The organism is Frigoribacterium sp. CF331, from assembly GCF_057787905.1.
In genome coordinates, this window is sequence record NZ_CM173545.1 from 1,833,038 (window position 1) to 1,852,637 (window position 19,600).

The 19,600-nt window shown below is 73.7% G+C and carries 20 protein-coding genes; 9 read left to right on the forward strand and 11 right to left on the reverse strand.

Annotation, left to right across the window (positions count from 1 at the left end; all coding sequences use genetic code 11):
- Window positions 1-20: 20 nt before the first annotated feature.
- Window positions 21-608: a hypothetical protein gene (locus AC3CCI_RS08565; RefSeq protein ID WP_488626872.1), complete on the reverse strand. Its 588-nt coding sequence runs from the start codon at window positions 606-608 to the stop codon at window positions 21-23.
- Window positions 609-690: 82 nt separating this feature from the next.
- The gene (locus tag AC3CCI_RS08570; RefSeq protein WP_488626873.1) at window positions 691-1,212 is read right to left on the reverse strand and encodes a hypothetical protein; all 522 of its coding nucleotides are present in this window, start codon (window positions 1,210-1,212) and stop codon (window positions 691-693) included.
- 139 nt (window positions 1,213-1,351) lie between these two features.
- On the opposite strand from AC3CCI_RS08570, the gene AC3CCI_RS08575 reads away from it, so the two are divergent.
- Both AC3CCI_RS08575 and AC3CCI_RS08580 read left to right on the forward strand, forming a co-directional pair.
- On the forward strand, window positions 1,352-2,005 hold the full coding sequence (locus tag AC3CCI_RS08575; protein WP_488626874.1) for a response regulator transcription factor: 654 nt from the start codon (window positions 1,352-1,354) through the stop codon (window positions 2,003-2,005).
- Entirely contained in the window at window positions 2,002-3,348 is a 1,347-nt protein-coding gene (locus AC3CCI_RS08580) for a sensor histidine kinase (protein WP_488626875.1), read from the forward strand. Before AC3CCI_RS08575 ends, AC3CCI_RS08580 begins: the two co-directional genes overlap by 4 nt.
- A gap of 58 nt (window positions 3,349-3,406) precedes the next feature.
- On the opposite strand, the gene AC3CCI_RS08585 is transcribed toward AC3CCI_RS08580, so the two are convergent.
- Together AC3CCI_RS08585 and AC3CCI_RS08590 are read right to left on the reverse strand one after the other, a co-directional pair.
- Window positions 3,407-4,009, reverse strand: a complete 603-nt coding sequence (locus AC3CCI_RS08585) for a nitroreductase family protein (RefSeq protein ID WP_488626876.1) — start codon at window positions 4,007-4,009, stop codon at window positions 3,407-3,409.
- Window positions 4,010-4,156: 147 nt separating this feature from the next.
- On the reverse strand, window positions 4,157-5,203 hold the full coding sequence (locus AC3CCI_RS08590) for a threonine aldolase family protein (RefSeq protein WP_354595221.1): 1,047 nt from the start codon (window positions 5,201-5,203) through the stop codon (window positions 4,157-4,159).
- Between the two features lie 100 nt (window positions 5,204-5,303).
- Between AC3CCI_RS08590 and AC3CCI_RS08595 the strand changes: the two genes are divergently transcribed.
- The gene (locus AC3CCI_RS08595; protein ID WP_488626877.1) at window positions 5,304-6,224 is read left to right on the forward strand and encodes an AEC family transporter; all 921 of its coding nucleotides are present in this window, start codon (window positions 5,304-5,306) and stop codon (window positions 6,222-6,224) included.
- Between the two features lie 19 nt (window positions 6,225-6,243).
- On the opposite strand, the gene AC3CCI_RS08600 is transcribed toward AC3CCI_RS08595, so the two are convergent.
- A complete protein-coding gene (locus AC3CCI_RS08600) occupies window positions 6,244-7,080 on the reverse strand; it encodes an exodeoxyribonuclease III (protein WP_488626878.1) in 837 nt (278 codons plus the stop codon).
- 205 nt (window positions 7,081-7,285) lie between these two features.
- Here AC3CCI_RS08600 and AC3CCI_RS08605 point away from each other — a divergent pair, with 205 nt between their 5' ends.
- Genes AC3CCI_RS08605 through AC3CCI_RS08615 form a run of 3 tightly spaced genes read left to right on the forward strand, consistent with a single transcriptional unit; the run spans window position 7,286 to window position 10,475 of the window.
- Complete coding sequence (locus AC3CCI_RS08605) at window positions 7,286-7,450, forward strand: hypothetical protein (RefSeq protein ID WP_354595218.1); 165 nt, start codon at window positions 7,286-7,288, stop codon at window positions 7,448-7,450.
- 2 nt (window positions 7,451-7,452) lie between these two features.
- Window positions 7,453-8,004 carry an orotate phosphoribosyltransferase gene (pyrE, locus tag AC3CCI_RS08610; protein WP_354595217.1) on the forward strand — a complete coding sequence of 184 codons (552 nt, stop codon included), beginning with the start codon at window positions 7,453-7,455 and terminating at the stop codon, window positions 8,002-8,004.
- On the forward strand, window positions 8,001-10,475 hold the full coding sequence (locus AC3CCI_RS08615) for a septum formation family protein (protein WP_488626879.1): 2,475 nt from the start codon (window positions 8,001-8,003) through the stop codon (window positions 10,473-10,475). The genes pyrE and AC3CCI_RS08615 overlap by 4 nt, the downstream gene beginning before the upstream one ends.
- A gap of 67 nt (window positions 10,476-10,542) precedes the next feature.
- Here AC3CCI_RS08615 and AC3CCI_RS08620 read toward each other — a convergent pair whose 3' ends face one another.
- Window positions 10,543-11,355: an HAD-IIA family hydrolase gene (locus AC3CCI_RS08620; protein WP_488626880.1), complete on the reverse strand. Its 813-nt coding sequence runs from the start codon at window positions 11,353-11,355 to the stop codon at window positions 10,543-10,545.
- Between the two features lie 76 nt (window positions 11,356-11,431).
- On the opposite strand from AC3CCI_RS08620, the gene AC3CCI_RS08625 reads away from it, so the two are divergent.
- On the forward strand, window positions 11,432-12,142 hold the full coding sequence (locus tag AC3CCI_RS08625) for a TrmH family RNA methyltransferase (protein WP_488626881.1): 711 nt from the start codon (window positions 11,432-11,434) through the stop codon (window positions 12,140-12,142).
- A gap of 60 nt (window positions 12,143-12,202) precedes the next feature.
- Complete coding sequence (locus AC3CCI_RS08630; RefSeq protein WP_488626882.1) at window positions 12,203-12,619, forward strand: DUF3151 domain-containing protein; 417 nt, start codon at window positions 12,203-12,205, stop codon at window positions 12,617-12,619.
- A gap of 88 nt (window positions 12,620-12,707) precedes the next feature.
- On the opposite strand, the gene AC3CCI_RS08635 is transcribed toward AC3CCI_RS08630, so the two are convergent.
- From AC3CCI_RS08635 to xylA, 5 genes are all read right to left on the reverse strand, one after another.
- Window positions 12,708-14,711, reverse strand: a complete 2,004-nt coding sequence (locus AC3CCI_RS08635; protein ID WP_488626883.1) for a YhgE/Pip family protein — start codon at window positions 14,709-14,711, stop codon at window positions 12,708-12,710.
- Window positions 14,708-15,418, reverse strand: a complete 711-nt coding sequence (locus AC3CCI_RS08640; RefSeq protein WP_488626884.1) for a hypothetical protein — start codon at window positions 15,416-15,418, stop codon at window positions 14,708-14,710. The genes AC3CCI_RS08635 and AC3CCI_RS08640 overlap by 4 nt, the downstream gene beginning before the upstream one ends.
- Entirely contained in the window at window positions 15,415-16,146 is a 732-nt protein-coding gene (locus AC3CCI_RS08645) for a TetR/AcrR family transcriptional regulator (RefSeq protein WP_488626885.1), read from the reverse strand. Before AC3CCI_RS08645 ends, AC3CCI_RS08640 begins: the two co-directional genes overlap by 4 nt.
- A 60-nt stretch (window positions 16,147-16,206) precedes the next feature.
- Window positions 16,207-17,340, reverse strand: a complete 1,134-nt coding sequence (locus tag AC3CCI_RS08650; protein ID WP_488626886.1) for a glycosyltransferase — start codon at window positions 17,338-17,340, stop codon at window positions 16,207-16,209.
- A gap of 124 nt (window positions 17,341-17,464) precedes the next feature.
- A complete protein-coding gene (xylA, locus tag AC3CCI_RS08655) occupies window positions 17,465-18,655 on the reverse strand; it encodes a xylose isomerase (protein ID WP_354595208.1) in 1,191 nt (396 codons plus the stop codon).
- Window positions 18,656-18,807: 152 nt separating this feature from the next.
- Here xylA and AC3CCI_RS08660 point away from each other — a divergent pair, with 152 nt between their 5' ends.
- Window positions 18,808-19,578: a ThuA domain-containing protein gene (locus tag AC3CCI_RS08660; RefSeq protein WP_488626887.1), complete on the forward strand. Its 771-nt coding sequence runs from the start codon at window positions 18,808-18,810 to the stop codon at window positions 19,576-19,578.
- The last annotated feature ends 22 nt before the right edge of the window (window positions 19,579-19,600 follow it).

Genomic DNA, 19,600 nt, shown 5'->3' on the forward strand with positions numbered 1-19,600 from the left:
CGCCCGGGCTGGTCGCCGCGTCATTTCTCGTCCGCCGAGGTGCTGCCGCCTGCGGTGCCGGGGTCGCCACCGCTGGCGTCGTCGCCGTCGCGGTCGCCGTAGGGGCCGAACTCGGCGTCGCAGGCGAAGTAGGCCGCGTCGCGCGGGCTGGGGTCGCCCGTGCCGAAGCTGAGGTCGAATTCACCGTCGACGGGGTCGGGGAAGTCCTCGAAACCCTTCTCGCGGACGCACGCGGCGACCTCGAGGTTGGCCTTCTGCAACGCGGCGATGTCGTCGGCGCTCAGGGGGTCGTCCGCGCCGGCCAGGCTTCCGCCGACCTCGTCGGCACACCGGAAGAAGGCGTCCGAGTAGGCGTCCTGGTCGGCACCGTCGGGTGGGGCGATGATGATGCCCTGGCTGAGGTCGGGGTCGTCGACGTCGTAGCCCGCGTCGCGCAGGCACCGGCCGAGTTCGGCGGACTCGCTGCTCGAGACCCCGGTCGACGCGGCGTCGGGGTCGCCGGACGCCTTCGGGGCGCACCCCGCGAGCAATGCGGGGGCGACCAGGGCCGTCGCCGCCAGGGCGAGGGTGAGGCGGGCGCGGTGTCGGGAGGGTGTGGTGCTGGTCATGGGAGGGTCTCCTTCGGTGGGGCTGGGGCGGGAGGGACGGGAACCGGGTCGTCGGAACCCCGTCGGGTGGGTCGGTCCGGGCTCAGTTCGCGGACCGCAGACCGACCTGCTCGCCGCAGGCGTCGGATGCGGCCTGGTACGCCGCGTCGTCCTCGCGGGCGGGGTCGGGGAACCAGACGCCGTCGACGGGGTCGGCCACGTCGGGGTAGCCCGCGTCCCGGAGGCAGGCGGTCAGCGCCAGCAACTGCCGTTCGAACTCGGGGGCGGTCGCCCCGTCGGCCGAGGGGGCGGCCAGCGAGGTGCCCGCCGCGCACTCGCCGACGGCCCGGTCGTAGTCCTCGATGCGGTCGGGGCTCAGCCCCTCGGGGGCCGGGTAGCGACCCGGTGACGAGAAGTCGGAGTCGTCGACGTCGTAGCCGCGGTCGCGGACGCACTGCCCGACGCGGGCGGCGTCGCTCGACGCGGCCGCGGTCGTGCCCGAGGCCGACGGGGGTGCCGAGCTGCAGCCCGTGAGCAGGGCGGGCACGAGCACACCGGTGGTGAGCAGGGCGGCGGTGACCCGGCGGCGGTGTCGTCGGAACCGGGGGAGGCGCGTGGTCGTCATGGGGATTCCCTTTCGTCAGGACGGCCCCCAGTCCACCGACCGGCATGTTTCGCGACGAGGCCGTGGGAGGTTATCTCGACGAAACATCATCGGGTGTAATATCTGATGCTCATCTGTCCACAGGTCCGAGGGGGTCGCGATGCGCGTCTTGGTGGTCGACGACGAGCGGGCCCTGGCCGACCTCGTGACGGCGGGCCTGGCCCGTCAGGCCATGGCGGTCGACACCGCCTACCGCGGGGACGACGCCTACGAGCTCCTGAGCGTCAACGACTACGACGTCGTCGTGCTCGACCGCGACCTGCCCGGCCTGCACGGCGACGTCGTGGTCCGCCGGGTCGCCGAGCGGGGCGGCGGCACGCGCATCCTGATGCTCACGGCGGCCGGCGACCTCACCGACCGGGTCGCCGGTCTCGAGAACGGCGCCGACGACTACCTCGCCAAGCCGTTCGAGTACCCCGAGCTCGTGGCTCGGGTGCGGGCCCTCGGCCGGCGGGCCGCGCCGGCGTCACCGCCCGTGCTGCGATCGGGCGACCTCGTGCTCGACGTCGCGCGTCACACGGCCACGCGCGGCGGTCGCGACCTCGGGCTGTCGACCAAAGAAATCATGGTGCTCGAGGTGCTGCTGGCGGCCGACGGCCGCATCGTCAGCGCCGAGGACCTGCTCGAGAAGGTCTGGGACGTCAACATCGACCCGTTCACCAACGCCGTGCGCGTCACCGTCAGCAAGCTGCGCCGCAAGCTCGGGGCGCCCGACCCGATCACGACCGTGCCGGGGCGGGGGTACCGGCTGTGACCGGCTGCGCGTCGCCCGCGACCGGCCGGGGCGGGTCCGTCGGCGCGTCGCTCGCCGGCTGGCACCCCCGTCGTTGGAGCATCGGCCTGCGCGTCGCCGTGACCTTCGGGGCCGTCTCGGCCGGGCTCTGCGCCCTCGTGCTCGCCGGGGTCGCCTGGGCGACCAGCCAGGGGGTCGACCGCGAGTTCGCCGTGGTCCAGCGGCAGATCGGCGACACCGCCCTCGTGACGATCCCGCCCGAGGCCGCCGACGACCTGCTCGGCGGCGCACCCGGCGCCTCGACGTCGGGGGACGGCACCACTCCGTCGTCCGGTCGAGCCGAGGCCGCCCCCGACGGCGTCGCGCTCGTCCCCGACGCGACGGGCGCCTCGACCGGCGGGGACGACGCCCCGGGCGAGCAGGCGTGGCTCGAGGTGGCGACCGGCGTGGCCGCCCTGGCCCGTGGTCAGCAGGTGCTCTGGTCGGCGGTCGGGACGGTCTTCGTGGCGCTCGCGGCCGGCGGCGTCGGGCTGATCGTCAGTCGCCGCATGCTGCGTCCCCTCGACGAGGTCGTCGCCACGACCCGGCGGGTCACCGCGACCACGCTGCACGAGCGCATCGCCCTCGAGGGTCCCCGCGACGAGATCGCCCGGGTGGCCGACACGATCGACGACCTGCTCGACCGCCTCGAGGCCTCGTTCGAGTCGCAGCGGCGGTTCGTGGCCTACGCCTCGCACGAGTTGCGGACGCCGCTCGCGGTCCAGCGCGCGGCCCTGCAGATCGGCCTCGACGATCCGGCCACGGCCGACGTGGCGGCCGTCCGCGACCAGTTGCTCGAGGTGAACCGGCGCAGCGAGCACCTGGTCGAGAGCCTGCTCGCCCTGGCGGCCGCCGACCGGGGGCTGGCGGGTGCGGGGGCGACCGTCGGCCTGCGCGCGGTGGCGGACCGGGTGGTGACGGGTCTCGCGGACGCGGCCCGCGCCTCCTTGGTCGACGTCCGCGTCGAGGTCGGCGACGAGGCGAGCGTCGAGGCCGACGAGGTGCTCCTGCAGCAGCTCGTGCGCAACCTCGTCGCCAACGCCGTCGAGTACAACGAGCCCGGCGGGTGGGTGCGGGTGGCCGACGGGCCCGACGCCGTGCTCGTCGTCGAGAACACCGGGCGCCGGGTGCCCGACGAGGCCGCCGAGACCCTCACGAGACCCTTCGTCCGCGCCGACGGCGACGACCGCCGGTGCGTCAGCGCACCCGCGGCGCCGCACAGCGGACTGGGCCTCGCGATCGTGGCGTCGATCGCCAGGGCCCACGGCTGGACCGTCGAGGTCGCGCCGCGCCCGAGCGGTGGGCTGCACGTCGTCGTCCGGTGACCGCGTCGTCCTCAGGTGACCGCGACGGCGGGCCGGGTCGACCCGCCGTCGTCCCGGGTCAGCTGCGGCGGAGCACCAGCTCGTCGAGGGGTAGGCGGGTGCGCTCGGCGACCTCGCGCTCGGCCAGGGCCTCGGCGAGCTTGTCGGCCTCGTCGACGACCCCGACGGCCGTCACGGTGACGGGCTCGAGGTTGTCGGTCAGTTCGAAGGCGGCGCGCACGACGTCGAAGTCGACGCCGGCCATCTGGTGGGTGTGGAAGCCCTCGGCGTGGGCCTGGACGGTCAGGTGCGCGATCGCCTGGCCGAGGTCGTAGCGGGCGAAGGGGCGCACCTCGCCCTCGACCGTCGAGGTCTCGGCGATGCCGACGATCAGGGCCGAGGCCTTGTCGGCCCAGGCGGCGTTGAAGCCGACGAGCGCGCCGACGAGGGTGTCGAAGTCGGCGGTGCCGCGGCGGGCGACGACGAAGCGTCGGGGCTGCTGGTTCGACGCCGAGGGGGCCCAGCGGGCGGCCTCGAGCAGGGCGTCGAGCTGGGCGTCGCTGATGGTCGCCGTGGCGTCGAACGAGCGGGGGCTCCAGCGCTCCTCGAGCAGCGGCACGAGCGGCACGCGCGTGTCGGCGCGACGGAGGGTGGACGGGGCGGTGGTCTCGGAGATCGACATGATGCCTGCTTTCTGGGGGACGGGACGGGACGGGACGAGGAGGCGCGTCGTCGGGCCGCCGCACGGGTCAACCCGCGCTCGTCGTGCGGGATTCCCGGCTCGTCGGCGACGCCTCACCGGGGTGGGGGGCGTGGCGGAGGGGACCGATCAGGCGAGGAGCGAGCGGAGGTCGTCGACGAACCGGTCGACGTGCTCGTCGCGCGTGTCGAACGAGCACATCAGGCGCACCTCGCCGGTGGCCCGGTTCCAGTCGTAGAAGTGGTGCGCCGCCCGCAGCGGTTCGACGACCGCCGGGGGCAACACGACGAAGACGGCGTTGGCGTCGACCGCCTGCGTGATCGTCACGCCCGGCAGGTCGGCCAGGCCCGCGGCGAGCCGGGTGGCCATCGCGTTCGCCTGCGTCGCCGAGCGCCGCCACAGGTCGCCGTCGAACATCGCCAAGAACTGCGCCGAGACGAACCTCATCTTCGAGGCCAGCTGCGCGTCCATCTTGCGCACGAAGACCAGGCCGGCCCGCGCCTCCTCGGAGAAGGTCACGACCGACTCGCCGAGGACGAGGCCGTTCTTCGTGCCCCCGAACGAGACCGAGTCGACCCCGGCGTCCCGTGTGAGGGCCCGCAGCGACACCCCGAGCGCGGCGGCCGCGTTCGCGAGCCGGGCGCCGTCGAGGTGCACCCGCATGCCGAGCGAGTGCGCGTGGTCGGCGACGGCTCGGATCTCGTCGGGCGTGTAGACGGTGCCGAGCTCGGTGCTCTGGGTGATCGTCACGGCGAGCGGCTGCGGTCGCTGCTGGTCGCCCCGACCGTGGGCCTGCCGGTCGACGAGCTCGGGCGTGAGCTTGCCGTCGGGGGTGGGGACGGTCAGCAGCTTGATGCCGCCGAGGCGCTCGGGGGCACCGCCCTCGTCGGTGTAGACGTGGGCGGTCGTCGCGCAGATCACCGCGGCCCAGCGCGGGGTGAGGGCCTGCAACGCGGCGACGTTCGCACCGGTGCCGGTGAGGACGGGGTCGAGGGCGGCGCCCTCGCCGAAGGTGTCGACCACGACCTCGGCCAGCCGTCGCGTGTAGGGGTCGGCGCCGTACGAGCCGACGTGGCCGCCGGCGGCGTCGACGATCGCCTGCAGCACCTCGGGGTGGGCCCCGGCGTAGTTGTCGCTGGCGAAGGTGTGGGCGGCGGGATCGTGGAGGCGGGTCACCAGGCCATCTTGCCGCCTCGGTGGCAGCCGCCCCGCCTCCGCTCTCGTCCGCGCCCGGCCGGCGTCGTCGTCCGGACCGGCATGCGACAGGATGGACGCCATGGGTGGAGTGCTGATCGGGTTCGCGATCATCGGGGTGGTCATCGCGACGGGCTACGTCGTCGGCCGCATCGACCTGCTCGGTGCGTCAGGGCACCAGGTGCTCTCGAGGCTGGTGTTCTTCGTCCTCACGCCGTGCCTGCTGTTCTCGACGATCTCGCAGGCCGACGTCCACGTGCTGTTCTCGCGCCTCCTCGTGGTGTCGGCCCTGGCGTCGTTGGTGGCCGCCGTGATCTCGGTCGTGGTGCTCCGGTTCGTGTTGAAGCGCGGCACGGCCGAGACGACGATCGGCACGATGGGCGGCGCGTACGTCAACGCGAACAACATCGGACTGCCGGTGGCCACCTACGTGCTGGGCAGCGCCACCTTCGTCGCGCCGGTGCTGCTGTACCAGCTGCTGGTGCTGACCCCCGTCGTCCTCGCGGTGATGGACACCGTGACGAACCGCGGCAGCAGCCTCGGTCGCACCATCGCCCGCCCGTTCACCAATCCGCTGCTCATCGGCTCGGCCCTCGGCGTCGTCGTCGCGGTCACCGGCCTCGAGATCCCCGCCGCGGTGATGGAGCCGTTCGCCCTCGTCGGAGGCGCCGCCGTGCCGGTCGTGCTGCTCTCGTTCGGCATGTCGTTGCACGGGTCGAAGCCGTTCCAGGCGGGGCAGGGGCGGGCCGACATCGCCGTGGCGGTCGTGCTGAAGCTCGTCGTCATGCCGGTGACGGCCTGGCTGCTCGGCGCCTTCGTGTTCGACTTCGACCGCGACGAGTTGTTCGTGGCGGTCGTGCTCGCCGGGCTGCCGTCGGCGCAGAACGTCTTCAACTACGCCCAGCGCTACCGCACGGGAGTCGTGGTCGCGCGTGACACGGTGCTGGCGACGACGATCCTCTCGGTGCCCGTCCTCGTGCTGGTGGCCGCGCTGCTCGCCTGACGGCGACCGACCCCGAGGGTCAGAATATCATCGGGCGGTCGTCGTCGAGCTCGGTCTCGAGGTCGAGGTCGACCACGACCGGCACGTGGTCGCTCGGGGCGTCGCCCTTGCGCTCGTCACGGTGGATGGCCACCGACGTGACGAGGTCGTCGAACGGCTTCGACCCGAGCACGAAGTCGATGCGCATGCCCTCGTTCTTCGGGAAGCGCAGCTGCTTGTAGTCCCAGTACGTGTAGCCCTCGGGCAGGCGGGGGCGGACGACGTCGGTCAGCCCGACCTCGTCGAACCGGAAGAAGGCGTCGCGCTCGGGCTGGCTCACGTGCGTGTGCCCCTCGAAGACCGACACGTCCCACACGTCGGTGTCGAGCGGGGCGACGTTCCAGTCGCCCATGAGGGCGAGGGGCTGGTCGGGGCGGGCGGCGAGCCAGCCCTCGGTCTCGTCGGCCAGCTTGGCGAGCCAGTCGAGCTTGTAGCGGTAGTGCGGGTCGTCCAGCTCGCGGCCGTTGGGCACGTAGAGGCTCCAGAGGCGGACGCCCCCGACGGTGACGCCGATCGCGCGCGCCTCCTTGGGCTGGTCGGGCCCCTCGGCCCCCTTGGCGAAGCCGGGCTGGGAGGGGAACGTGATCTCGACGTCCTCCATCGGCAGCCGGCTCGCGAAGGCCACGCCGTTCCACTGGCTGAGGCCGTGCAGTTCGACCTCGTAGCCGGCGTCGCGGAACGCGTCGTACGGGAACTGCTCCGGCTTGCACTTGATCTCCTGGAGGCCCACGACGTCGACGTCCTCACGGACGAGCCAGTCGACGACGCGCCCGACGCGGGCTCGGACGGAGTTGACGTTGTAGGTCGCGACGCGCATGACCACCACGGTACCGGCCCGACCCTCGTCCCGATCCGGCCGGCCGTGTACCCCTCTCAGCATTTTCGTTGCCCATAGGGCAACCAAATCCTTCCCTTCTGACCGCCGGGCGGGTATGACTGTCCTCATGTCGGATGAGAGATGCAGAGTTCCGGACGGACGGGGTCGCACCAGCCGGTACACCAGGACGCCCGGCGTCGAGCCCGTGCGGATCGAGCGCTACCCCGGTCGGACGGCGGCCTCGGTCGACGCGCGCCTGGCGGCCCTGGCCACCCACCGCGTCGTGCGGTACGAGGACTTCTTCGTGCCCCCGGGGGCCTGGTCCGACCTGCACCACCTCACGCAGCGACGCCTGAACTACCATGGGTGACCGTGACCGACGCACGCACGCAGCTCATCGACTACATCGGCTCCGAGGCCGTCTTCCACGGTGACTTCACCCTGACCAGCGGCAAGAAGGCGACGTACTACATCGACCTGCGCAAGGTCAGCCTCGACCACCGGGTCGCGCCGCTGATCGGTCGGGTCATGGTCGACCTGATCGCCGACGTTCCGGACGTCTTCGCCGTGGGTGGCCTGACGATGGGGGCGGACCCCATCGCGGCGGCCGTCCTGCACCAGGGCGTGGCGCTCGGCAAGGACTACGACGCCTTCGTCGTCCGGAAGGAACCGAAGGACCACGGCCGCGGCAAGCAGGTCGAGGGCCCCGACCTCGCCGGCAAGCGCGTCGTCGTGCTCGAGGACACCTCGACCACCGGCGGCTCGCCGCTCACCGCCGCCAAGGCGCTCGAGGCGGTCGGCGCCGAGATCGCGGCCGTGGCCGTGGTCGTCGACCGCAGCACCGGTGCCCGCGAGGTGATCGAGGCCGCGGGTTACCCCTACTACGCCGCCATCGGGCTGGAAGACCTCGGGCTGGCGCCGTGAGCGACGACCGGCGGGGCCACGACGAGGGCGACACCGGCCGCGAGCCGGACGACGCCAGCGACTGGCTGGCCGCGCAGTTCGACGGATCGTCGGACGACGGCGAAGGAGGCGCGGGTCGCGACGCCGACGCAGCCCCCGGACCCGACGCACCCGCCCGGGGAGACGACCCCGCCCGGGGAGACGACCTGCCGCCGACCGAGGCGGTCCCCGTCGCGGACCTGCCCGAATTCCGTCCTGCTGTCGACGACGGAGCGGACGACGCCCGGTCGGGCGATGCGCCCGGGTCGACGACGGCCCTGCCCTTCGTCGTGCCCGAGGCCCCGGCCGGTTCACCGCCGCCCAAGACCTCCGGCCACCCCCAGGCCCTCGACCTGGGCGCGTTGCGCGGTGCCGTCGAGCCGCCTCGGCCCCCGTCGTCGGTGCCCGTGCCGGACGAGCCGGCGGTCGTCGAGGACGACGGGGACGCCGACCCCGTGGCCGCCGACGCCGTGGACGCGTCGGACCGCGAGGCTGCGTCCGACCGCGACTCCGAGCCCGACGGCACGGCTGGCCCGGGGCCTTTCACCGCCCTCATCTCGGCACCGCGGTCGGAGGCGTCCGCACCCCGGACCTTCGACTGGGACGCTCTGCCCGAGCCCGAGCCCGAGCCCGAGCCCGAGCCCGAGCCCGAGCCCGAGCCCGAGCCCGAAGCGGCGTCCGAGTCGGAGCCGGAGACCGCGGCCGAGCCCGAAGCGGCGTCCGAGTCGGAGCCGGAGACCGCGGCCGGTCTCGAACCGACGGCCGAACCCGAACCCGCGCCGGAACCCGAAGGGGAGCCCCGGACCGCGGTCCTGCAGCAGGCCGAGCCCGAGCCTCGGTTCCCTGACGACGACCTCCCTGACGACGACGTCCCTGACGACGACGTCCCGGACGACGACGTCCCCGACGACGAGGTGCCGCGCGACGAGGTCGCGGACGCCTGGCCCGCCGCCGCCCCGGACGTCACCGCCGAGTCCACGTCGGCCGAGTCCACGTCGGCCGAGTCCACCGAGCCGACGCCTGCCGATCCCGCCGATGCCGCGTCCACCGAGGCCGCCGCCCCGCCGTCCGGTGCCGACGCGCCGTGGTGGGTCGAGGAACACCACGAGATGACGCGCCGCGAGCGGCGCCTGGCCGAGGCCGCCGCCGCTGCCGCGGCCGCTGCCGGGGGAGCCGTCCCCGGGACGACCGGTGTGCCCCCGCTCGGCGGCGCGTCGCCCGTCCCGCCGGCCGCTCGATCGACCGGTCCCTCCGCCGACCACGACGGGACCGTCGAGGCCCCCGCCGACGCCGACGACCGCGAACCGACCTTCACCGAGCTCCTCGGCGTCGTGTCGTCCGGTTCCCCCCGCCCGGCCGCGGACGATGAGCCCGAGCCGCAACACGCCGCCCCGGCGGCGGGTGCCTGGACGCTCTCCGGCTCGGGTGCCGTGCCCGACGACGGGGCGACCGTCCACGACGAGGCCGCTCCGACCCTGGGCGACATCGCCCCCGAACTCGACGACCCCCGTGCCGACCGCGGCCCGGCCGCCGGCACCGAGCACGACGGCCTCGACATCGACGACGACATCGACGACGACGGGGACGAGGTGACGACCGCGACCGGGTTGTTCGCGCCTCCTCGGTCGGCGGTCGACGACCGCCCCGACGCAGAGCCCGACGCCCGGGCCGAGACCCAGGCGTTGCCGGGCCTGTCGGCTTCGGTCGCGGGCTCCGAGCCCGGCACCTCCGGTCAGCGCGCCGCCGCCTGGCCGACGCCCGAGCGGCCGCGGCGCGAGGTCGGCGGCGCCGGCGTGTTCGTCCCGCAGACGCGGCCGGCCGACGTGCCCACCGCGCGTCCGGCCCGTGGGTCGGGTCTCGCCGACTGGGTCGGTCGGCACAAGGTCGCGGCCGGCGTCGCCGTCGGCCTCGTCATCGTGCTGCTGCTCGCCGCGCTGTTCGCCATCTCGCGGTCGTTCGCCACCCCGGCCGACCTCGCGACCGACCCGGCCGCGGCCGGCACTCCCACCGCGGCGCGCACGGTGACCGCCGCCCCGGCCGAGCCGGCGGCCGAGGTCGCTCCCGCCGGCCCGCTCGCCGCCGGCACCCACTCGTACGCCGACCTGCAGGGCGGCGAGTGCTTCTCGACGTTCGAGTCGGCGTGGCAGCAGGACTACGAGGTCGCCGACTGCTCGCAGCCGCACGCCGCGCAGCTCACGCGCCTGGGCACCCTCGACGGCGACGCCTACCCCGGCGCCGACGTGCTGCAGAGCCAGATGAACCTGCTCTGCACGGGCTCGGACGCCCTCGACCGGCAGGCCGCGGCGGCCTACCCCGACGTGCAGCTGCTCGCGAGCTACCCGCCCGACGCCGAGTCGTGGGACGCGGGCGACCGCACCTACTCGTGCTTCGTCGACCGCAGCAGCGGCGAGGCGCTGACGACGAGCCTCGTCGCGACCACGGCCGCGGGCTGACCTCCCGACGCGACCCGCGCCTCCTCGGCCCCGGGGCACCCCGCAGGATGCCGACGGCGTCGAAGGGTCAGGCCTCGGACGGCACGACGTCGGACTCGAAGGGCTCGCTGCGCACGAGCTCGTGCACGCCGGCCAGGATCTCGTTCGGGCGGAACGGGTACCGGTCGATCTCGGCCTGGTCGCTGATGCCCGTCATGACGAGGATCGTGTGCAGGCCCGCCTCGATGCCGGCCATGATGTCGGTGTCCATGCGGTCGCCGATCATCGCGGTGTTCTCGCTGTGGGCGCCGATGCGGTTCATCGCCGACCGGAACATCATGGGGTTGGGCTTGCCGACGACGTAGGGGTCCTTGTTGGTGGCCTTCGAGATCATCGCCGCGATCGCGCCGGTCGCGGGCAGCACGCCGTCGGCGCTGGGGCCCGTGGCGTCGGGGTTCGTGACGATGAAGCGCGCACCGCCGAGGATCAGCCGCACCGCCTTGGTGATCGAGTCGAACGAGTAGTTGCGGGTCTCGCCGACGACGACGTAGTCGGGGTTCGTCTCGGTCATGATGAAACCGGCCTCGTGCAGGGCCGTCGTCATGCCGGCCTCGCCGATGACGAACGCCGAGCCGCCGGGCATCTGCGACCGGCAGAAGTCGGCCGTGGCGAGGGCGCTCGTCCAGATGCGCTCTTCGGGCACGTCCAGCCCCGACGCCCGCAGCCGGGCCGCGAGATCGCGCGCCGTGAAGATCGAGTTGTTCGTCAGCACGAGGTAGGGCGTGCCCTCGTCCTGCCACTGCTGGATGAGTTCGGCGGCCCCGGGCAGTGCGTGGTTCTCGTGCACGAGCACGCCGTCCATGTCGGTCAGCCAGCATTCGACGTCTTCACGCGTACCCATGCGGTCACCTTAGCGAGGTGCTCTGCGAGCCGAGGAGGCGCGGGTCGAGCCCGTCGGGTACGCCTACCCTGGTCGGGTGCCCCAGGACGACGACCGCGCCCCCGACCCGCCCGAGCCGACCGACCCGCCCGAGCCGACGGACCCGCCCGAGCCGACGGACCCGCCCGAGCCGACCGTCGACCCCGAGCACGGGGTCGGGCCGTGGCCGGGTGGCGAGGCCGCGTGGCCAGAGGGCGACCACTGGGATCCCGACCTGCTGCGCGACGGCGACCGACGCAACGTCGTCGACCGCTACCGGTACTGGACGATCGAGGCGATCGTCGCCGACATCGACTCGCACCGGCACCCCTTCCACGTCGCGGTCGAGAACTGGCAGCACGACATGAACATCGGCTCGATCGTGCGCAGCGCGAACGCCTTCGCGGCCGACACCGTGCACATCGTCGGTCGCCGCCGCTGGAACAAGCGCGGCGCCATGGTGACCGACCGCTACCAGCACGTCGTCCACCACCCCGACGTCGCGACGTTCGTCGCCTGGGCCCGAGACGCCTGCCTGCCGATCCTCGCCGTCGACAACGTCGAGGGGTCGGTGCCGATCGAGACGTACGCCCTGCCCGAACGCTGCGTGCTGCTCTTCGGGCAGGAGGGGCCGGGGCTCAGCCCCGAGTCGATCGCCGCGGCCGACGCCGTGATCGAGATCTCGCAGTTCGGGTCGACCCGCAGCATCAACGCCTCGGCCGCCGGCGCGATCGTCATGCACGAGTGGGTGCGCCAGCACCGGTTCTGAGGTGGCCGTCGCCACGCCGACCGGCGTCGGCCGTCGGCCTGCGCCGCTAGCGTGGTCGGCATGTCCTCCACGAACCTGCTCGGCGTGCCCGAGACCCGGCTGCCCGCCGAACCCGCCGTCGTCGCCGACCTCGAGACCCTGACCACGGCCGAGGTCGTCACCGCCCACCCCACGTCGTCCCTGGCCTGGGCCCTGCTCAGCGACGAGGCCGCGGCCCGGGGCGCCGACCTCGAGGCCTACGCCTACGCCCGCGTCGGCTACCACCGTGGGCTCGACGCCCTGCGCAAGGCCGGCTGGCGCGGTCAGGGCCCGGTGCCGTGGTCGCACGAGCCGAACCGCGGCGTCCTGCGGTCGCTCTTCGCGCTCCGCCGGGGGGCTTCGGCCATCGGCGAGGTCGACGAGGTCGAGCGCCTGACGACCTTCCTCGACGACGCCGACCCGAGCGTCCTGCCGACGCTCGAGGCGCAGGCGGGCTGACGGCCCACGCCGTCGGGGACGCAGGAGGCGCGGGTCGGGTGACCCGCGCCTCCTGCGTCCCCGGTGGCGGTCGCCGCCACCCCGTGGCTCAGCCGATCAGCGAGGGGCGCAGGTCGCGGAGCGTCCGTGCCCGCGTCATGCGGGCGGTGGCGACCCACGAGAGCACGAGGGCGCCGAGCAGCCAGGCCGCGAGGACGCCCGCGTCGCCCCAGGCGGCCGCCGTGCTGCCGCCGTACATCACCTGGCGCAGGCCGTCGGTGGCGTAGCTCATCGGCAGCACGAAGTGCAGGGCGGCCAGGGGGGCGGGCAGGGTCTGCCAGGGGAAGGTGCCCCCGGCCGTGACGAGCTGCACGACCATCAGCACGAGCCCCAAGAACTGACCGACGCTGCCGAGCCAGACGTTGAGCGTCATGATGATCGCCGCGAACGCCGCCGACGCCAGGGCCATCAGGCCGATCATGCCGAGCGGGTGGGCGACCTCGAAGCCGAGGGCCTGCGTGACGACGAGGTAGAGCGCGACCATCTGCACGACGCCCAGCACGACCGGGGCCAGCCAGCCGGCGAGCGAGATGCGCACGGGGGCCTTGACGGCCGTGATGGCCCGCTTCGAGATCGGTTTGACGATCAGGAACAGCGCGTACATGCCGATCCAGGCGGCGAGGCTGATGAAGAACGGTGCGAGGCCGGCGCCGTAGGTGCCCGCGCTGGTCAGGGCGTCGTCCGTCACCGAGACCGGGTCGCTGATCGCGCCGGCCTGGTCGTCACGCGTCTGCTCGGTGCTCGCGGGGATCTCGCCGAGGCCGTTCTGCAGGCCGTCGCGCAGCTGGGTCGTGCCGGTGTCGAGGCTGACGATGCCGTCACGGAGGGTGGTCGAGCCCGTGCTCAGGGTGTCGAGCCCGGTCGCGAGGGTGGACGCGCCCGAGGCGGCGCTCGCCGCACCCGTCGCAAGCTGCGACGAGCCGGCGGCGGCCGACGAGATGCCCTGCGTCAGGGCCGGGGTCGCGGCGGCCAGCGTCGCGGCGCCGGACGAGACCTGGTCCGCACCGGCGGAGAGCTGTCCGACCTGCGTGTTCAGGCCCTGCAGCTGGGTGTTCGCGTCCTGCAGGGCGGTCGTCAGCGAGTCGGTGGCGGGGGCGAACGTCGCGGCGATCTGCTCGATCTGCTCGGGGGTGTAGCCCTGCTCGGTCAGGGCCGCGGCGATCTGCTGCCGGGCCTGCTGCTGTGCGGCGGGCAGGGCGGCGGCCGCGGCCGCGCTCGTCCTGGCCGCGTCGCCGACCCCGGTGGCCAGTGCGTCGTTGCCGGCCGCCACCCGGGCCGCACCGTCGGCGAGGGCTCGGGTCTGGGCGGGCAGGTCGGCCGTGCCGGTCTTGAGCGTCTGCAGCCCGGTGTCCAGGGTGGCGGCCCCCGAGCTGAGCTGGTCCGTCCCGTCGGCCAGGGTGTGGGCGCCCGCGGCCGCGTCGGCCGCGCCGTCGACCAGCTGGTCCGCCCCGGCGACGGCCGAGCCGGTGCCCGCGACGAGCTGGTTCGCGCCGTCGACCGCGCTGCCGAGGTTCGTGCGCACGTCGGCGAGGCCGACCAGCAGGCGACTCGCGGCCTCCTTGCCGACCTTCTCGGTCACCGAGGCCCGGATGGTCTTCGCGGCTTGCTCGGCGATGGTCGACGACAGGTAGCTGTTCGCGTCGCTCGTCGCGAGGGTGATCCGGGCGCGCGTCGGGTCGTCGCCGCCCGCCGACGTCAGGTCGTCGCTGAAGTCCTGCGGGATGGTGAAGGTGAAGTCGTAGGTCTGGTCGCGCAGCCCCGCCGCGGCCTGCGCGGCCGAGACGACGTGCCAGTCGAAGTCGCCGCCGTCGGTGATCTGGTCGGTGACCTCGTCGCCGTAGTTCACGGCCTCGCCGTCGACCGTCGTGCCGGCGTCGGCGTTGACCAACGCGGCGGGGATGCGGTCGAGCTTGTCGTAGGGGTCCTGGTTGGCCCAGAGGTACAGGCCGCCGTACAGCAACGGCACCGTCATCAGGGCGACGAGGGCCAGGCGGGCGAGCGGCGTGGCGGTGAGCCGCTGCAGCTCGGAACGGACGAGGGCGAGGATCTTCACGGCTGGTCGCTTTCGACGGAGGTGTCGGGGGTGGTGGCGACCGCGGTGTCGTCGGGGGAGGCGGGAAGGGCGGCGTCGGTCCCGGCCGGCACGGCCGGGGCGAAGTCCGGCGTCGGCAGCGACTCGATCGTCGCGAGGGCGGCGAATCCGGTGATCGTCAGCACGGTGTAGTCGCGGCCGACGAGGTCGTGCACCACCGCGAGCCACGCCGCGACGTCGCCGCCGTGGCGCTCGGGGGTCGTCACGACGAGGCCCCGCACCTCGGGGCGGAGCACGGCCAGCTCGCAGAGCAGGCGCACGCGCAGCTCGGTCGGCAGGGCACCCAGGCGGGTCCGTTCGTGCTCGCGCAGGCCGATCTCGTCGAGCAGCAGGCGTGCCGAGGCCTTGTCCGACCGCGACCCGGCCAGGGCCAGTTCTTCGCGGGCGACCTGCGTGACGGTCAGCGCCGCGAACGGCTCGGCCACGGTCGGCGTGTCGACGAGGGCGAAGGAGGCGCGGATCGCCGCGTCGTCCGACCGGCCGTCGACGGTGACCCGACCGCTCTCGGGGTGCATGCGGCCGCCCGCGACGAGTGCCGCGAGGGTGGGCGCGTTCTCGGTCTCGACGGCCACGAAGCCGGGTGTCCACCGGTCGGCGACCACGTCGAGCGGGGGCAGGGCCGCGCCCGGACCCTCGCCGATCGCGACGCCGTGCAGTTCGAGTCTCATGCGGGTCCTCCGGTCGGGGAGGGGGTGCCGGTGGGCGACGCCGTGCCGGTCGGCGGTGACGTCGGCGGTGCGGCCGGCAGGGCGAGCTCGGGGCTCGAGGCGACGAGCTCGCCGGCCGAGCGCCAGTCGAGGCCCACGACGCCGAGCACGGCGAGCATGACGAGCCGGTGGCCCTCGGCCCGGCTGAGCCGCTGGGTGGTCGCCTCGTCGAGCACCGACAGGGCGGCACCCTCGACGAGGTGCGCGAGCGTGCGAGGAGCGATGTCGTCGCGCATGCGGCCGGACTCGACGCCGCGGCGCACCAGGTCGCGGACGGCCTTGCGCAACGGGGCGAGGGCTTCGCCGACCTCGTGGGCCATCGGGCCGCGAACGGTCAGCTGCGCCATGACGCGCACGTGCTCGACCTCGGCCCAGAGGCGTGCGGCGAGCGAGGCGAGTTGGACGACGGGGTCGGCGATGGGGGCCGGGCGGGCGGCGACGCCGATGCGGGCGGCGCCGCGCAGGCTGACCTCGCGGACGAGGTCGTCGCGGGTGGCGAAGTGGCCGTAGACCGAGCGTCGGGACAGGCCGGCTTCGGCGGCGATGGCCTCGAGCGACACGGCCGGATCGCGGTTGAGCAGCAGTGCGGCGGCGGCGATCAGCGCGTCGCGGTTGGCGGCGGCGTCACGTCGCGGAGCGCGGGTGGCGCGAACGGGGGCGGCGCCCACGGAGGCATCGGCATCGGACATGCCCCCATCGTACGATCTTGCACAGGCATGTGCAACTTATTCGTGTGTCGTGATCGCCGGTCAGCGCGAGCGGGGCAGGGTCGCTCGCAGCGCCTCCTCGTAGGCGTCGCAGACCGACTGCCAGGTGTAGGCGTCGGAGGCGCGGGCCAGGGCGGCGGCGCTCAGGCGCTCCTGTTCGGCGGGGTCGTCGAGCAGGGCCGTGACGGCCGCGGCGATGGCCGCGGGTTCGGGCGCGACGAGGACGCCGGCGCCGTCGAGCACCTCGCGGTTGTAGACCGTGTCGCGGGCGACGACGGGTGCCCCGGCGAACATGGCCTGCACCAGGGCGGGGTTCGTGCCCCCGACGCTGTGGCCGTGGAAGTACGCCCCGGCGTGCTGCCAGAGCGCGTGCAGGCGGTCGTCGTCGCTGACGTGGCCGAGCCATGTCACCCGGTCGTCCTCGTCGGCCAGGCGACGCACCAGGTCGTCGAGCTCTCCGCCGTAGCCCGTCGACCCGACGATCACCACGTGGTGGCGCTCGGCGATGGTCCGGGCCGCCTCGACGAACTCGACGACGGTGTTCTCGGGCACGAACCGGGCGACGACCAGCGCGTAGCCGCGATGCGCCTGCCCGGGTTCGACCGGCAACTCGCGGACGGGGTCGCCGCCGTAGGGGATGAAGAGGCCCTCGACGCCGAAGTCGGCCTGCCAGCGCCGCACGATCTCGCGGGCGTCGCAGATCAGGCCGTTCGCGAAGCGGGCGCTGGCCTTGGCGCCGAGGCGGAAGACGGTCTTGGCCGCACGCCCCCACTTGGCCCGCTCCCACTCGATCCCGTCGACGTTCACGAGCACGGGGATGCCGCGCAGCCTCAGGAGCGGCAGCCAGAACCCGTTCGCGACGTTCATCACGAGCGCCGCGTCGGGGCGACGCACGAGCGCGTCCAGCACGGCGGTGAGGCCGTAGCTCAGCGTGCTGAGCGACTTGCTCTCGACGCCCTTGGTCAGGCGCGACACGACGCGGCGGTCCCTCGAGGGGTCGTCGTCGCGGGTCGAGCCGTCGCGACCGTAGACCGTGACGTCCCAGCCGGCGTCCACCAGGGCGGGGGCGATGCGGCGGACGGCGGTCTCGAAGCCCCCGTAGTAGCTGGGGTAGCCACGGGTGCCGATCACGGCGACGGAGGGGCGGCCGGAGCTGCGGCGGGGGCGTGCGGGCATTCGGGTGTCCGTTCGGTCGGGGTGCTCAGCACGGTAGCGCACACCGGCGCAGGGGTGACGAGACGCGACATGCCGCCCGCGTCCGAGGACGGGGCGGCATGTCGCGACGGGTGCGAGCCGAGGGTCAGCGGGCGTTCATCAGGTGCTCGAGGGCGAGCTGCTGCAGGCGCACGAAGCCGTAGCCGTGACCGCCGAAGTGGGCGTCGGCGTCGAAGTCCTCGTACGAGGCACGGTCGGCGAGCAGCTGCTCGTAGCCCTCTCCGTCGGCGAGGGTGTTGACGGACAGCTCGGCGACCTGGCTGGCGAGCAGCGCCTCCTGCACCTCGGGGTCGGCGCGGAACGCCTGTGCGCGCTCCTTGAGCAGCAGGTACATGCGCATGTTGGCCGCCGCGCTCTCCCACACGCCCTCGATGGTCTCGGTGCGCGAGGGCTTGTAGTCGAAGTGGCGCGGGCCGTCGTAGGTCGGGCCGCCCTGGGGCGAGCCGTGCTCGAGCAGGTCGACGAGCGAGAACGCGTTCTGCAGGTCGCCGTGGCCGAAGACGAGGTCCTGGTCGTACTTGATGCCGCGCTGGCCGTTGAGGTCGATGTGGAAGAGCTTGCCCTGGTAGAGCGCCTGGGCGATGCCGGCGGTGAAGTTGAGCCCGGCCATCTGCTCGTGGCCGACCTCGGGGTTCACGCCGGCCATCTCGGGGTGCTCGAGCGTCTCGATGAACGCGATCGCGTGGCCCAGGGTCGGCAGCAGGATGTCGCCGCGGGGCTCGTTGGGCTTGGGCTCGATCGCGAAGCGCAGGTCGTAGCCCTTGTCGAGCACGTACTGCGAGAGCATGTCGACGCCCTCCTTGTAGCGCGAGAGGGCGGCCTGGACGTCCTTGGCGCTGTCGTACTCGGCGCCCTCGCGGCCGCCCCACATGACGAAGGTCTTCGCGCCGAGCTCGGCGGCGAGGTCGATGTTGCGCAGCACCTTGCGCAGCGCGAAGCGGCGGACGCCGCGGTCGTTCGAGGTGAAGCCGCCGTCCTTGAAGACGGGTGCGCTGAACAGGTTCGTGGTGACCATGGGCACGACGATGCCGGTCGCGTCGAGCGCGCCCTTGAGGCGGTCGATCTGCTTCTGGCGTTCGGCGTCGGTCGAGCCGAAGGCGAAGAGGTCGTCGTCGTGGAAGGTCAGGCCGTAGGCGCCCAGGCGGTCGAGGTTCTCGACGGCCTCGACGACGTCGAGCTGGGGGCGCGTGGGGCCGCCGAAGGGGTCCGAGCCGTTGTAGCCGATCGTCCAGAGGCCGAACGAGAACTTGTCTTCGCGGGTGGGGGTGGTCGCCATGGTGTCTCCTCATCGTCGAGTGCGTTTGTTGCGAGTACGAACATATCCGCGCGCGGCCTGCCTGGCAAGGGGGCGACCGCGTCCGATCCGAGATCGCCGCCCCGCGTACCGTGGACCCGTGCCGGGGCCTCCCGGCGACGAGGGGAGCGGACATGACACGGACGGCGCTGGTGGTGCGCGGCGGTTGGCCCGGCCACGACCCGGAGGCCGCGACCGACCTCTTCGTGCCCTTCCTCGAACGGGCCGGCTTCGACGTCGTCCTGCGAGACGACCCCGACGTCTACGCGGACGCCGGCCTGATGGCCGGGGCCGACCTCGTCCTGCAGTGCGTCTCGACGGGCTCGATCGAGCCCGAGGCCACCGCGGGCCTGCGTGCGGCCGTCGCCGCGGGCACCGGCCTGGCGGGCTGGCACGGCGGGGTCGTCGACTCGTTCCGGGCGGACGCCGACTACCTGCACCTGGTCGGGGCGCAGTTCGCCGCGCATCCCGGTCGGCCGGCGGACGACACCGCGCCCGGCGACCACGACGCCTTCGTGCCGCACGTCATCCGCTTCACGGAGGCCGCCCGTGACCACCCGATCACGCGGGGCCTGACCGACTTCGAGCTCGTCACCGAGCAGTACTGGTTGCTGCACGACGACCTCCTCGACGTGCTCGCCACGACGACCCGGGAGGCGCGGGTCGGCGACCCCTGGAGCCGTCCCGTGACCTCGCCCGCCGTCTGGACGCGCCGCTGGGGCCGCGGCCGGATGGCGGTCGTGACCCCCGGCCACTCGGTCGACGTGCTCGAGCACCCGACGGTGCGGACCCTGGTGGAGCGCAGCCTGCTCTGGGCTGCACGTGACGACGAGGCCCTGCGCGACGACGGGGTGCGATCGGACGGCCGGGTGCGATCGGACGACCGGGCCGAGCCGGGCCGCTAGCCTCGGTCGTGGACCCAGGAGG